Origin of the sequence: Bartonella massiliensis (assembly GCF_902150025.1) — a bacterium.
Lineage (GTDB): Bacteria > Pseudomonadota > Alphaproteobacteria > Rhizobiales > Rhizobiaceae > Bartonella > Bartonella massiliensis.
The window spans coordinates 60,270-74,332 of the sequence record NZ_CABFVS010000024.1; the positions used below are offsets into that span (position 1 = coordinate 60,270).

The following is a 14,063-nucleotide window of genomic DNA, read 5'->3' on the forward strand; positions in this document are numbered from 1 at the left end:
TATACTTAATAACAAAACTTTTTGAAAACTTATTGATTAAATAAAAGTACTTTTTATTTTATTTAGTAGTAAAAATTTTAAATTATATTATAATGCTATTATATAAACTATAATTTTGATTATTATACAGTATTATAAAAATATATATTATATTTTCTCTTATTTTTATATAATTTTTTTAAATATATATGTTACTTTTTTAGAAAGTATGCGGTATAAAAATATTAATTTTTATATATTATTATACAAACTCAAATAAATATGATTCAAATTATAGAGTGATTATATTTCTCATTTATAACACATAAGTTTATCATAATAATTCATTATTTTATATGTTAAATAAGCGTCTCAAATATCGTACATACATACAAAAGGGCAGCTGGTATGTGAGTAGTATAAAGAAATAAAACGCTTCTTAGAAATGTTTTTAAAATATAAAGAGATCAAAACATTAGAATGGCAAAAAACTATAATACGTACGGGTTTTTAGATTCATAAGTGTAAAAATGATAGTTCAATAGCTTTCTGTTTATACAATTAAGAGGGAGGGCTATTGCGAAACGCGTTTAAGTGTTAAATGTTACTTTAAAACAAGCGCATAAATTAATAAAATATTATTTTTTACTGAATAGACATACTTTAAAATACATTTTTAGAAATGATTACTTATTAGGCTATTTATTCCTTATGCTTTTATTACTATTTTTTAGTTTTCATGAGTAATTTAGAGCCAAAGTTAGCGTTTATCTTCCATTATTATCCCTTATTTTTCGATAGAATTTTTAGACGATTTTGTTGAAAATATTTGCATCATTTCCTTAAAGCCGTAACCGGGATACATTCCTTTGCGCATAAATAAATTACGTAGTGGCGAGCAATTATGTAATAGACCAAGCCCAATACCGCGCATGATATGAACAGGCAACATATGAGAAAGTAAAGAAGAGTTGAGGGTATGAACAGCTTTACTGCGGATTAATATATCTGGTTTGCGGTATTGGTTATATCGTGTCACAATCATTTCAGAATTAGAAGCGGATATTTGATTGGGTAAAATATCAATCAAAGTTTGAACATCACGGAATCCTAAATTTAATCCCTGTGCTCCAATAGGGGGAAAAACATGAGCAGATTCACCCACGAGGATTGTTCGATTAGCAGCAAAATGATGAGAGAGAAGTCCTGAAAGCGGCCACGCTTGAATTGATGTTTCTAAGGTTAGTTTTCCAAGCATTGATTGCATTTGGTTTTCGATTATTTTTGCAACTTCTTTTGAGTTTATATTCAATAACTCCTCAGCACGAGAAGGGTGAACAACCCATACAAGACTAGATCTTCGCCCTAGTAGCGGAACCTGTGTAAATGGGCCATGTTCTGTATGAAATTCAGTTGATGTATTTTGGTGAGAAAATTCATGAGAAAAGTTGAGAACAATTGCTTTTTGTGGATAGTTCCACTGTTTGACAGTTATTCCTGCTGCTGCACGCGTAAGAGAATGTCGTCCATCAGCAGCAATAACAAGTGGTGCTTGAATGACTCTACCGTCAGCCAGCGTAATAGATACATGGCTTTTTGTGTGATGAAACGATTTGGCTTCAGAAACAAATCTTTTAATATTGGGCATTTGTGTAACAGCATCATTTAAAGCATTGTTCAATTCTACATTGGGTATATTATAGCCAAAAGCTTTTTCACCAATTTCAGCAGAAGAAAAATGCACCGTAGGAGCACGCACAATCCTAGCAGTTATATCGATAATTCTTATGCACGATAAAGCCGAAGCCTGTTTTTGAAGACTATTCCAAATATTAAGTTTTTGAAGTGTGCGTATTGCAGGCATCATAAGAGCTGTTGTTCGTAACTCATCTGTATGAGCAGAAGGGCCAACAAGAAAAACAGAAAAACCCTTACGCGCAAGCCTCAACGCGGCTAACATCCCAACAGGACCTGCACCAATAACAATAATGTTTTTATACTCTTTCTTTTCAATGATCACAACAATTTGAATCTTTCCTCATTGCGCAAATATTTTAACGTTTCCAAATGATTGCTCTCTTTTTATTGTATGAAGCTTTTCTATTATATTATGATAAATAATACGATATAAAAAAGTAACCTTTTTATGATTTTTTTTATGCTGAGTCATAATCATGGGTAAAAATGGCATATTGGTAAATGGATGAAGATTTTAAAAACGAGGATACAAAAACCTTGAAACGTAAACTAACAAAAAAAATCAAAACAAATGCTAAATTGTTACGTCATAAAAAAGTAACAATGCCACAAGCAAAAGCTTTTTCTGTTCATTTACTCACAGCTTCGGGATCTTTTTTAGCGTTTCTTTCTCTTATATCGGCTTCTCAAAAAGAATGGACAGCGATGTTCTGTTGGCTTGGACTTGCGCTTCTCGTTGATGGTATAGATGGACCCATTGCACGCAAACTTGATGTTAAATATGTACTTCCAACATGGTCAGGAGAACTATTAGATAATATCATTGATTACGTAACTTATGTTTTAATTCCTGCTTTTGCACTTTATCAAAGTGGTTTTATGGGAGTAGGGTTATCATTTTCATTGAGTGCGATCATTGTTATTTCATCGGCTATTTATTACGCTGATACGGGTATGAAAACAAAAGAAAACTTTTTTAAAGGATTTCCTGTTGTTTGGAATATGATGGTTTTTACGCTTTTTATCGTAAGACCAGCGGAGTGGATTACTTTTAGTATCATTGTTTTATCGGCAATTATATCTTTTTTGCCAATTTATTTTATCCATCCCGTAAGAGTTCTTCGTTTGCGGAAAATTAATTTTCCAATTTTTCTCTTATGGTGTTTTTTTGGTGTTTCTGCGTTCTTTTATCGACTAGAGGCTCCATATTGGGTTAAAATAGGAATTTCAATAACGGGGATTTATATATATTGTATTGGCGCGGTCATGCAAATATTTCCGCAGCTTGGGGCAAAAAATATAAAAAGAACAATAAAATAGTTGTTTTTAAGAAGGGTGTTAAGATGAAAATTGATTTTGGAGCAGGTGATGATATTTCTTTTACGAAAGAGGGCTGTGCTGGTATTATAAAGCTCACACGTCCTTTAGCATTAAATGCTCTTAATCAACGAATGGTTTTCGCTTTTAAAAAAGCTCTCAAAACATGGGAAACAGATGATGATGTGTCTTGTGTCCTAATTGAAGGGGAGGGCCGTGCTTTTTGTGCTGGTGGAGATGTTGTAGAAATTTACCATATGGGGAAAAATGCCTCTGCTTATCAATATTTTAGGGATGAATATAGTTTAAATGCTTATATTAAACGTTTTTCAAAGCCTTACATTTCTTTTTTAAACGGTATTTGGATGGGAGGAGGGGTAGGGATTTCACTTTATGGTTCTCATCGAATTGTTACAGAAAATACACTTTTTGCTATGCCAGAAGGAGCAATTGGATTTTTTCCAGATGTTGGTGCAAGTTTTTTCTTTCCTTCTCTTCCCAATTATTTTGGTATCTACCTTGCATTAACTGGCGCACGTATAAAGTGGGGAGATTGCTTAAATCTGGGATTAGCAACACATGCTGTTCCTGAAGTTGAATTAGCATCCATTAAAAAGGCTATTATTGAGCAAGGAAATCCTAGTTTGGCTTTAGAGGAGTGTGCAAGGGTAAAAGACTATGAAACGAGTCATGAAATACGTGGTCTTATTAAAACTTGTTTTAGTGTCCAGACATTAGAAGAATGTCTTGAAGCGCTTCATAAAAAAAGTAATGAAGGTATTTTATTTGCGCAAGAATGTTATGATATTTTGCAGTCACGTTCTCCGATAAGTTTAAAAGTTATCTGGAAACAAATGAAACAAAATACATCTCGGACTTTGGAAGATTGTATAAAAATTGAAAATCGCATTGCACATCATATGATTAATTCACATGATTTTCATGAAGGCATACGTGCTATGTTAATCGATAAGGACAAAACGCCTCAATGGCAGCCAGATAAACTTTCAGATGTTACAGATGAAATGGTAGATTCTTATTTTAAACCTGTTGAACAAGAGTTATTATTGTGAAAAATAATTCACACAAACGGATTTCAAACATCAATTTAATTTATAACTGTTATTTACGGTTTTTGGCGCTTATTTGCTTAGGTTTGAGTATTTTTTATTGGATACGCCTTGTTGGTGTCTTTCCAGGTATTTTATGGCGCTTTGACCTTATGCCTTGGCAGTGGCAATTTGCATCAGCTATATTGGCTATTCTTTATCCTATTGCCTTGATTGGGCTTTGGATGTATTCACTATGGGGGATTATTTTGTGGTGTAGTGCAACATTGATTGAAACCATAACAATCTATTATTCAAATTTTATTGATCAACCATTTGTACCATTATTTTATGGAATATTATTTTTAGTCTTTATGATCCTACAAATTATGATGATTTTCTTTAAAAGAGTAAAAAATAAAAAATTATCGTAATTGAAAAATTGGGCCAGAATGACTGGCCCGAAGTTTTTAATTTTTGTTAATCTTTTTAATAAGTTATTCTTTAAATAAAAGGTATCCACCACAATTGCAAAGGACTCTCTGCTTTTGCACAAAATATCCATAATAATGATGCTATTGTTCCCCAAAGTGCCACTGTCATAATTAATCCCTTTCCATAAAAGTTCCATAATATATATTATGCGATAATAAGACACAAAAATAAAAGCTCTGTTCTCGATATAGAAACAAGTAATCCCTCATTTTGATATAATAGATGCCATATTGATATCGCATTTTTCTTTTTTTAAACAAAATTATGGCAATAATTTGTCATAAAAGTATTTTTATAAAGTATTTTATCTATTGAGTGAAAATAACTTATTAAAAAAATAGGTCTTTAAGGTATATTTCTTAAAGACCTAAATAATTATAGTAAAATACTATAATAAAAAAGAATAATTATTTTACTATTTTACAACGTTTCATACGCGCAAGATCACTCAAAATAGCTTTAGAACGCTCTACAATTGTATCATTAATCTGGCGTTTATTCGCATAAAACTCTTGTTGAATATCGGCACAACTCATTGTTCCGTCATGTAATGTTGTCGTTGATATATTTTTTTCTAAACGCCCCCCACATGCTGTTAAGGAAATGGCTAAAGTACCAATTACGACAAAAACAAAATAAAGAACAATTTAAAAAAGCTTTTTTATTTAACGTAAAATATTGCATTAATCAGCTTATGCCTTTGTTTCAAAAATAAGACCTTGGTATGCAGGTTTTACATAAGCTGGAACGTAATTGACAACCTCATTATAATCGAGTGATCTATCCATATGTGTGAGGATGGCTTGTTTTGGTTTTAAATATTCTATCCATTCTAATGCTTGATCAACAGAAAAATGGCTCGGATGAGATTTAAATTGAAGAGCTTCAATGATGAGTATATCCAAATTCATTAATTTGGATAATGTTTTTTTAGGAAATTCACTAACATCTGTACAATAGGCAACATTTCCAATACGAAAACCTAAGGAATGAATGTTTCCGTGGTATTGTAAATGTGTCTTGACACTTATTGCTCCACCCTGCCCTTGAATAATAAATTGGCTATCTTCATCAATAAGATGCTCTTTTAAGATGGGAGAATAAGATGAATCTTTTGCCGTTTGAAAACAATATCCAAAAGAATTTTTGAGATGCTTTAGTGTAAATCTGTCTGCATAAATATCGATTAAACATTTTTGTGCAAGTGCATAACTGCGTAAATCATCAATACCGTGGATATGATCTGCATGAGAATGTGTGTAAAGAGCAGCATCAAGATGATTGACATGCGCATCGATCATTTGTGAGCGAAAGTCTGGACCTGTATCAATAACGACCGTTGTTTTTTTTCCTGATGGTTTAATGCGTTCAACCAATAAAGAACTTCTGTAGCGTTTATTTTTAGGGTTATCCGGATCACAGGTTCCCCAATCACCATTGGGCCGTGGGACTCCTGGCGAGGGACCACAGCCTAATATTGTAAATCGGTATTGATCACACATAGCTTTTGCCTTATTTCATTTTGCTAAATAAACGAAAAGCATTCCGCGTTGTTACTTGAGCTGTTTCTTCAATGCTTAAGCCAATTGTTTCAGCTAAAATAGCCGCTGTATAACATACAAAAGATGGCTCATTGGTTTTTCCCCGATGAGGAGTGGGGGCTAAGAATGGTGCATCTGTTTCCACCAATAAACGCTCATGGGGCACAATTTTTGCTATTTCACGGATTTCAAATGCGTTTTTAAAAGTAAGAATACCTGAAAAAGAAATATAACCACCAAGTTCAATGCCAGCACGAGCAAGCTGCATTCCCGACGAATAACAATGAAGAATAAAGGGAAAAACTCCTTCTTTCATCTGTTCGCGTAAGATTTTCTCCATATCGATATCTGCATTGCGTGAATGTATAACAAGAGGAATCTGCGTTTCTCGAGAAGCAATGATATGTTCTTGGAAAACTTTCTTTTGCTCTTCTGGTGTAGAATAATCATAATGGTAATCAAGCCCCCCTTCCCCAAATGCAATAATTTTAGCGTGCTTTGAGAGCTGTATAAGTTTTTTGGCTGTAATATTTTGTTCTTCATGTGCATGATTGGGGTGTGTTCCAACGGAACAAAAAACTTGATCATAGTTTTGCGCAATGGCTAGCAGCTTATCTAACTTACGAACATGCGTTGAAATTGTTATCATACGTCCAACGTCAGCATCTAAAGCCCGTTGGATAACATTATCCAAATCTTGTGAAAAATCTTCAAAATCAAGATGACAATGTGTATCAATGAGCATGATGAGAATCTTCTTTCTTCAAGACATAACGAGGGAAAATCGGTTCTGGTGGTGGAAGATCAGTTCCTTCTTGAATTTTCCCATGAGCTATATGATACAACAACCGATCATCTTCAGCAACCGCAAGGCTATCAAGAAGTTTTGCTGCTGATTGGGGGATGAAAGGCAAAAGAAAAATTCCTATTCGTCGCAAGATTTCTACAGTTATATAAAGAACTGTAGAAAATCGCTCTGGATCATTTTTCCGTAAACTCCAAGGTTGTTCGTTGGCAAAATAGCGATTAGCATCTGCTACAATTGAAAAAATAGCTGAAAGGGCTAAATGCATACTATAAGAAGACATAGCTTGGTGTACAGTTTCAAGCACTTGAAGAGATTGTTCTAAAAGCTGTCTATCTTGAATTAAAAATGCAGCGGGTCTAGGGACTTTTGCCTCACAATTTTTGGCAATCATAGATAAGGAACGTTGCGCTAAATTACCAAGATCATTAGCAAGGTCGGCATTAATACGGTTCACAAGGCTTTCATGACTATAACTACCGTCTTGTCCAAAGGGCACTTCACGGAGAAGAAAATAACGAACCTGATCAAGACCATAATGATCGACCATTTCAAAAGGATCAACGACATTTCCAACAGATTTTGACATTTTTGCACCACGATTAAGTAAAAAACCATGTGCAAAAATATTTGTAGGCAATGCAATTCCAGCAGATATTAAAAATGCCGGCCAATAGACGGCATGAAAACGAATAATATCCTTACCAATAATATGCGTATTGGCAGGCCAAAAATCACGTTTTTTTGAATCTTCGTTGAAAAAGTTAATTGCGGATAGATAATTTGTAAGCGCATCAACCCAAACATACATCACGTGTTTGGGATTATCAGGAACAGAAACGCCCCAATTAAAACTTGTCCGTGAAATAGAAATATCTTTTAAACCCGACTTTATAAAACTTATAATTTCATTACGCCGCTCAAGGGGAGCAATAAAATCAGGATATTTTTCATAATATTCAAGAAGCACTTTTTCATAACGAGAAAGTTTAAAAAAATAACTTTCTTCTTCATTCCATTCAACGGGAGAACCTAATTCCTTTTCACGACGAATATTGTCTGGTCCAACTTCCGTATCGTTCTCTTCATAATAGGATTCTTGGCGAACCGAATACCACCCCTTATAACGGCCAAGATAAATATCACCATTTGCTTCCATCTTTTTCCAAATTTCTTGACAAGCGTGATAATGGCGCTCTTCTGTCGTGCGAATGAAATCATCATTAGAACAATTTAATACCGCAAGCATTTTTTGAAACACAGCACTATTACGGTCTGCAAGTTGCTGCGGTGTCATGCCTAATGTTTCTGCGGTTTGTTGCATCTTTAGACCATGTTCATCTGTACCCGAAAGAAAAAAGACATTTTTTCCATTTAAGCGTTGAAAGCGGGCTAAAACATCGCTTGCAATGGCACTATAGGCATGTCCAATATGCGGTGTACCATTAGGATAAAAGATAGGAGTCGTTATGTAATATGTGTCACGCATGTTATACTCGTTGTAAAATGCCATAAATAAAAGATATAATGACTAATGTCTGTTCATCATATTGTCACGGAAAAACTAATCCTCATGAATGATCTTATGAACTCTAAAAAGTAAGTTAATAACAAACTGTTTCTTATCGAGATTAAACAGTTGTATTTCTTCTATTTCTTGATGAATCTCCTGCCATTTTTGCGCATATTTTTTTGAGAGAAATAAGTTTCCTTTTTCAACAAGCATGATAGCTTTTTGTTGAATTTTATCAAGAATTTCATCACAAAACTGTTGAAATTGGAATGGGGAAGAAACAGATGAAAATGTTTGCGCAAGCGTGTGTACAAGTGTCGCGTTACAAATAGGTTGCTCTAGGAGAGCATTAATTGTTTTAATAATTTCAAGACCGCCATGGCGAATAAGTAAAGCAGCTTTTCGAGGGCTCCCTTTAGCCTTTTTAATAATCATTTCAATCGTTTTTTCATCAGATAAATCCTGGTTGGAGAAAATATGTGTAATGACTTTTTTCATTTCATCATAATTTAACGGGCGAAAAGAAACTTTTTGACACCGTGAATGAATTGTTGGAAGTAATTTTCCTGAAGAGTGCGCGATAATAATAAAGAGTGTTTTTGCAGGAGGTTCTTCAAGTATTTTAAGAATTGCATTGGCGGCATTTCTATTCATATCATCTGCACAATCAATAATCACAATACGCCATCCATTATCTTGCGATGTTCGGCTTAAAAAATGCAGAATATCGCGGATATCATCAATGAGTATTCCTGTTTTAAACTTTTGTGTTTTTACATCAAATCGACGCGAAATATACAAGAGACCAGGATGACTCCCCTGTGTTATTTGGCGCCATGAAGTAGAATGAGGATCGGGTTTGTGGAAATCTCTCTTTTGAGAATTTAAAATATTCCAAGCAAGATGAAACGCTAATGTAGCCTTTCCAATTCCATATTCTCCTTCAAATAATAATGCATGATGCAAACGCTCTTCTTTAAGCATTTGTGTCAAAAAATGACGAACATCCTCATGACCAAAAATAACATTATTCTGGGATGGAGCTAAAATTGTATCAATATCATCATATTGGTGTAGAATATTTATATTACTCATAAAAATTAATCCAACAATACTTGATGACAAATATTATTTATTTGATGTGCAATAGCTTCTACTGAACCAGTGGCATCAATAATCCGAAACCTTTGTGGTTCTTGTTTAGCCAATTGAAGAAAAGCTTTACGCCTTTGTTCTTGAATTTCCAACTGATCTTTTTCAAAATAATCGATTTCTTCCGTTTTTTTTCTTCGCAAATTTGCACGCTGCATTCCATATGCTGCAGGCATATCTAATAAAAATGTTAAATGTGGCATGATGCCATTGAGCGCAACACTCTCTAAAACAGAAAGAAGAGAAGAATTAACAGCCCCATTGAGTCCTTGGTAAACGCGTGTAGAATCTATAAAGCGGTCACATAAAACGAGTTTACCTTGTTGCAAAGAAGGCGCGATAATTTCAGCAACATGGTCAGCACGTGCCGCTGTAAATAAAACAGCTTCAATCAACGGTCCATATTGTTGTGCTTGCCCCGATAACAAAATATGTCGGATTGCTTCTGCCCCTGCCGTTCCTCCTGGTTCTCGTGTTGTGACAACATCATAACCTTGGCATGTGAGAGACTTAGCAAGTAAAGAAATCTGTACTGTTTTTCCTACCCCGTCCCCTCCTTCGAATGTGATAAAATAACCTGACACGTATGAACCTTAATCTTATGAGCGCGTAACTAAAAATATTTCCGTAACCATCCAATTGTTATTTCATAGAATGCATCTTTTGTTTTTGTAAAGAAACTTCCTTCTTGAATATTCATGCCGGCAAAAACCGGTTTTTCCAAAAGAACCTTGTTATCTTCTAAAATTTGAATAATGCCAACGGATTGTTCTGAAGCAATGGGCGCTTTCAATGGACCATGATATTTAATTTTTGCTTTAACATTGACTTCTTTTTCATTCGAAAGCATAAAACTTATTGTTTTTTTGACAATAAGTGGAACAAAGTTTTTCTTTCCACCATAAACAGAAGCACGACCAACTATTTCTCCTTTTGTAAAAATCGTTTTGAGATCAAACGCCGTTATTCCCCATTGAAGAATGCGTGCTATTTCTTTTGTATGCTTTTTACTATCTTGTAAACCATTGATTGCTAAAAAAGACGTCGATGATTTTTATAAATGGTAGCAACCATTGAAAAGCCTTCTTTTTTACTGTAGCCAAAACCAAATCCTTCGACACCAATTTCCTTAGAAATAAGAGGGTTTTTGTTCCGTTGAAAAATATTATTCCAGGTAAAATGAGGTTCACGATAGAGTGCATAATAATCGGGATATTCCTGAGCAATATGACGCGCTAATATAATCATATCGCGCGCTGTTACAAATTGTCCCTCTTCGGGCAGACCAGTTGCATTAACAAAATGGCTTTGAGATAATCCAACTATTTTAGCGCGTTGATTCATCAGCTGTGCAAAATGAGCCTCATCTCCTGATAATCCTTCAGCTAGAATAATAGCAGCATCATTTGCATTGACAATAATTAAACCACGTAAAAGATCAGAAACACTGATTTCTGTCTTTATCTTTGCAAACATAGTGGTTGTACCGGAAGGGGCCCCTCCCTTGCGCCAAGCATTTTCACTAACCTTAAATTTTTGTGTATTCCTTAACAGTCCTTCTTTTAACTGATGAAAGACAACTTCTGCTGTCATCATTTTTGCTAATGAAGCAGGAAAAAAAGGAAGATTACTTTGTTTTTCATATAGTATTGTTTCTGTATCATCATCGAGTAACAACACTTGTGAGGCAGAAATTTGAAAGTCTTGCGCTTGTCCCCACGTATCAAATGTCAACATTCCCCATAAAATTAATAAGATCCTTAATGCTATATACATGAGCCCTCCTCTCATTCAAAGATCAGCAGAATCCACTATATAGGAAAAATTCTTCTTATTTCCGCAAACTGAGAAATTTTTATAGTTCAAGAATAGACTTTATTTTTATTCAGCATAAGCAAAATGATACACTTTTTATTTTTCAAACAAAAGTTGATTGTAAGGTTTTAAAATATGATAGACAAAAATTCTTTTTATTATTAGTACATTGATTTATTTATGATAAATGATCATTTTTAAAACTTAAAGCTGATCAAAATACTGTAAGTTTCTCTCATCATCTCCCTTTGAAGCAATTAAATTCGCCTTTTTACCCTTCATAAGCAAGGTTAGTATAGAGGTAAAGATTAAGATTATCAAAGATAAGAGTAAAAATATTTTTTATAACTCTCTCAAGTACCAAGGATTATTGCGAAACATAAAGGCTTTGTAAAATGTATGATGGTGTTTGTTTATACGTTCACACGTGTAAAGATGGGGATACTTAATAGCTTTATAGCTTTAAAGTTACATTATTTACGAGCGCTGTCATAAAATGAGCTTGAGAGCGTTGATTAAAATAAGTGTGTGAATTGGTAATGCAAGTGATTTTGTTTGAAGCGTTCTGCGTTACGTGAGGGCACTTACCGCATAAGAACATGATAAACAAAAGCATGAGGTAAGGTATGATCTTTTAAAGATAATGTTGTGGATGTTTTCAAAAGTTATAAAGCTGAATTAAAAGGAAATGTTTTTTACTTTTCAATTTTGTATTCTTCTAAAGTGAAATTGTATAATTATTTTTAGAGATTGATAAACAAGCTCATAAAATAAATTTATCTTCATTTAACAAAAATTGTTACAGTAGAAAAAGCACGTGCTTTATTAGGCAAGTAATATCATAACACTTATGTATAAGCTGACAATAGGCTGGAGGCTGGAGAGAGAGTTGGTGTTTTATAATCTCTCCCCCTTTTTTATGAACAGCGTTCTTTAAGATGAAAGCTCAAAATGAAATCCACGATTTCTTTATCATTTCTCACTTGAAAATTATATTGATAAAAAATCAACGCACTTTTTCTTAAAACAATTGTAGCCAATTGAACTTTGCTTTTTTGTTGAGCTTACTTATAGAAGCAACTTGATCGAATGGCACCGGCTTATCAGCCATGATAGGACCGATTTCTGGCAATCTCACTGCAACAGTTTCATTGTGTTGTTCCTGTTTAATAGCAGCTACCTTAGCTAATTCTGCCTTGTTTCCTGTATTGGGCTCTTTTAGCAAAACAGTTTCTCTTTTTTTCGAAACATTTTTCGATGCTAATGAATATGAGGAAGCGTTTCCAGGCGTATAAGAGGCCATTAAATATGCACCATCATAATGTCCAACAGGAGCTTCAGAAATATATTCCACTTTAACATCTGCAACCCCCTTATCTACATAACCAAGGATTGCTGCAGCTTGTTTGGATAAATCAATGATACGATCTTTCATAAAAGGTCCACGATCATTCACTCTAACAATGAGTGAAGATCCATTTTTCAAATTAGTAACACGAGCATAGCTAGGTAAAGGCATTGTAGGATGAGCAGCCGTCAAAAGATTCATATCATAAATTTCACCGTTGGCCGTTAAACGCCCATGAAAATCTGAACCATACCATGATGCTTCGCCAACACGTTTATAGGTTGGATCATGTTCAGGATAATACCACTTTCCTTTTATTTGGTAAGGTCTACCAACAACAACCCGCCCACGCTTTTTTTCTTTTGATTGATTTTTCTTATTGGACATTTGTTTTGGTAGAACAGAAGTATTTACGTCAATTGGTTTGTTATGATAGGAATCTTTTATTGAAAAATGTGCAGTTTGGCTTGCGCAACAAGACACCAATGACAGAGAAATAATGATCATAGAAAATAATTGAAGTGTTGGTTTAATAATAGAGGTAAAATTCTTTTTGTTTTTTGAGGGCATTTATTCAGTCCACTTATTTTTGTTAAGTACTGCTGTAAAAAAAAACACGTCACACTTTCCGCACGCGAGAGGAGAAGTCATGTTCTTAAATAATTTCCATCGCGTATACACTGTCCTTGAATTCGACTTCTTTATCAAAAAATTAACATATTGTTAACCATTTTATGATTGTCATAAAAAATAAATGCACTATGGAGAAACATTAAAAAATAAAAGACATATAAATCAATATGTTATTGAAAAATCATCTCATAATATAAGCTGTGAATAAGTATGATATTTTTTAGCCTGTTTCATCTAATACAGAGCGTATTAAAAAATCAAACCATGAATTATGAAAACAAACAGCCACATGTGCTATTAATGCAGGTGTAATAGCATCATGGAATTTAAAGCACTTTATTAGAATGGCGAACATTCTATACTAAAATATCCGATAGAAAACGACGGACTGTAGAATCAATCAAAAAAATCCAAAAAAGATTAGAATAGTTTAAAAGACTAAAAGGAATCAAAGCAACAAAAATTTTCAAAATTTTGTATAGTCTATTGGCATTATTTATAGTTGGTGAGCGCGCAGGGATTCGAACCCTGGACCTACTGATTAAAAGTCAGTTGCTCTACCAGCTGAGCTACGCGCTCTCACACAAGCTATCTAGTCTGTAGACTATCTAATTTGCAGAAAGTGAAGCGAACATACGGTTGACTTTTCATTTGGTCAACACCTTTTGAAAAAAATATTATTATTTTTTCCAGTTATCAATAGTTTTCAGGTTTTATC

General features: G+C 33.9%; 11 protein-coding genes, 1 tRNA gene and 1 pseudogene. 3 read left to right on the top strand and 10 right to left on the bottom strand.

Annotated elements, in window-relative coordinates; all coding sequences use genetic code 11:
* Positions 1-766 precede the first annotated feature (766 nt).
* On the bottom strand, positions 767-1,999 hold the full coding sequence (locus FNZ60_RS06045; protein WP_142416753.1) for a UbiH/UbiF family hydroxylase: 1,233 nt from the start codon (positions 1,997-1,999) through the stop codon (positions 767-769).
* Positions 2,000-2,178: 179 nt separating this feature from the next.
* Here FNZ60_RS06045 and pcsA point away from each other — a divergent pair, with 179 nt between their 5' ends.
* From pcsA to FNZ60_RS06060, 3 genes are read left to right on the top strand one after another with little or no spacing between them, the layout of a single operon-like run.
* A complete protein-coding gene (gene pcsA / locus FNZ60_RS06050) occupies positions 2,179-2,997 on the top strand; it encodes a phosphatidylcholine synthase (RefSeq protein WP_142416754.1) in 819 nt (272 codons plus the stop codon).
* Positions 2,998-3,020: 23 nt separating this feature from the next.
* Complete coding sequence (locus FNZ60_RS06055) at positions 3,021-4,067, top strand: enoyl-CoA hydratase/isomerase family protein (RefSeq protein ID WP_142416755.1); 1,047 nt, start codon at positions 3,021-3,023, stop codon at positions 4,065-4,067.
* Entirely contained in the window at positions 4,064-4,477 is a 414-nt protein-coding gene (locus FNZ60_RS06060; RefSeq protein WP_142416756.1) for a DUF6163 family protein, read from the top strand. The genes FNZ60_RS06055 and FNZ60_RS06060 overlap by 4 nt, the downstream gene beginning before the upstream one ends.
* Before the next feature lie 468 nt (positions 4,478-4,945).
* On the opposite strand, the gene FNZ60_RS06065 is transcribed toward FNZ60_RS06060, so the two are convergent.
* From FNZ60_RS06065 to FNZ60_RS06105, 9 genes and pseudogenes are all read right to left on the bottom strand, one after another.
* Positions 4,946-5,185, bottom strand: coding sequence for a hypothetical protein (locus FNZ60_RS06065; protein ID WP_142416757.1), 240 nt, complete (start codon positions 5,183-5,185; stop codon positions 4,946-4,948).
* 45 nt (positions 5,186-5,230) lie between these two features.
* On the bottom strand, positions 5,231-6,040 hold the full coding sequence (locus FNZ60_RS06070) for an MBL fold metallo-hydrolase (RefSeq protein ID WP_142416758.1): 810 nt from the start codon (positions 6,038-6,040) through the stop codon (positions 5,231-5,233).
* Between the two features lie 10 nt (positions 6,041-6,050).
* A complete protein-coding gene (locus FNZ60_RS06075; protein WP_142416759.1) occupies positions 6,051-6,824 on the bottom strand; it encodes a TatD family hydrolase in 774 nt (257 codons plus the stop codon).
* Positions 6,814-8,373: a methionine--tRNA ligase gene (metG, locus tag FNZ60_RS06080; protein WP_142416760.1), complete on the bottom strand. Its 1,560-nt coding sequence runs from the start codon at positions 8,371-8,373 to the stop codon at positions 6,814-6,816. The genes FNZ60_RS06075 and metG overlap by 11 nt, the downstream gene beginning before the upstream one ends.
* Positions 8,374-8,448: 75 nt before the next feature.
* The gene (locus tag FNZ60_RS06085; protein ID WP_142416761.1) at positions 8,449-9,492 is read right to left on the bottom strand and encodes a DNA polymerase III subunit delta'; all 1,044 of its coding nucleotides are present in this window, start codon (positions 9,490-9,492) and stop codon (positions 8,449-8,451) included.
* A gap of 5 nt (positions 9,493-9,497) precedes the next feature.
* Positions 9,498-10,133: a dTMP kinase gene (gene tmk / locus FNZ60_RS06090; protein ID WP_142416762.1), complete on the bottom strand. Its 636-nt coding sequence runs from the start codon at positions 10,131-10,133 to the stop codon at positions 9,498-9,500.
* A gap of 29 nt (positions 10,134-10,162) precedes the next feature.
* Positions 10,163-11,325 (bottom strand): annotated as a pseudogene (locus FNZ60_RS06095) (D-alanyl-D-alanine carboxypeptidase family protein).
* A gap of 1,060 nt (positions 11,326-12,385) precedes the next feature.
* Positions 12,386-13,282 (bottom strand): septal ring lytic transglycosylase RlpA family protein, encoded by an 897-nt coding sequence (locus FNZ60_RS06100; RefSeq protein WP_142416763.1) that lies wholly within the window; start codon positions 13,280-13,282, stop codon positions 12,386-12,388.
* A 566-nt stretch (positions 13,283-13,848) separates the two neighbouring features.
* Positions 13,849-13,924, bottom strand: a tRNA-Lys gene (locus FNZ60_RS06105).
* Positions 13,925-14,063 lie beyond the last annotated feature (139 nt).